1 protein-coding gene is annotated in these 1,237 nt (G+C 71.1%); it reads right to left on the bottom strand.

All coding sequences use genetic code 11. From position 1 onward, the window contains the following. Positions 1–1,113, bottom strand: a 1,113-nt coding sequence (locus NW818_RS09270; RefSeq protein WP_414424385.1) for a hypothetical protein, incomplete at its 3' end; no start/stop codon positions are given. Positions 1,114–1,237: the final 124 nt, after the last annotated feature.

The raw sequence follows: 1,237 nt of genomic DNA on the forward strand, positions 1-1,237 counted from the left end.
CCCCCGCCGGAGCAGGCTGATCACCCGCTGCGCCGTGCCGCTCCAGCGACGGCGCGGCGGCGCGCCCGTCGTCGGCGGCGCCCGCTTCAGGCGACCGGGCGGAACCCCCTGCTGTTCTGCATCTTCGATCCGCGTGCCGACGGCCACCGTCCACAGCGTGACCGTCGCCACTACCAGATACTGCCAGGCGACTGCATCCGGGTCCGTCACCTGACCGCGTTGCCAGTCCCAGCCCATCGACTTACTTTGGCGGAAGCCCGCCTCGTCCCAACTGCGCAGGGCAGACCCCGCGGCATCCACCTGCGCGGGCGGCAGATCGGTCAGCAGCACCCACGGTTCCGCATGGTCGGCGCCCCACGCCACCGCCAGCGTGCCCGCAATCCGCTTGGGTGCGTGCTTGAAGGCGACCCCCACGCCCACCCATCCATGCCCCGGTCCGGGCGCCAGGCGCAGCACCGACTGGCGCGCCTGACCGGTCGGCGCGAAGGTCGACGTGGTGCGCACCCGCATGATGGGATGGAACTGCTGCGACCGGATGGCGTGCCACAGCCGGGGGCTCCACAACCCCTGATCCGCCAGCGTGAGGACCTCCTGGTCGAGCGGCAGCGCGCTGCGGGCCCAGCGCAGCATCCGCTCCCAGTGCGGTTCCCACGCACCCGGTTGGTTCGCCGGGACGATCACCCAGGCGACCGGCAGGGCGGTGCCCCGATAGAGGACGCTCATGCGCAGCAGAACGACGTCATCGCGCCGATGGGAGGCATCCAGCCCAAGCACCAGCGGTCCGCCGGTCCAGTGCGCGCGAATCCAGCGGAGCAGGTCGGCGCCGCACGCCAGCGGACTGACCACCGGTGGCGCACCCGCTGCGGGTGGGTCGGCGGTGTTTATGAGATGGGCCGGGGCGGCGATCCAGGCATCCCAGGCGTCCGCCAGGGTGGCGGCGCGGGCGATCCCGGCAGTGGCGAGCGCCGGCACCAGCGCGGGACGATTGGCGCTCCCCGCCAATAAGGCGCCCAAGACCCAGCGGGCCAGGGCGCGGCGCCGGTGACGCGACAAGCGCGGGAAGAGGGTCTGGATCTGCTGCTGCAGCAACCGTTCTGTGGACGTGCGGGACATACCATCCTCCGTGTCTCGCGATCCTTCCATGATCATGATACCGACGGATCGGCCCGTGCGTTCGGTGGAACGGAAACGGTTGACAATCTGCCTGCGAATCCCCCCCCTTTCAACCCCGTGTGGG

The organism is Synechococcus sp. R6-5 (genome assembly GCF_047461775.1).
GTDB lineage: Bacteria > Cyanobacteriota > Cyanobacteriia > Thermostichales > Thermostichaceae > Thermostichus.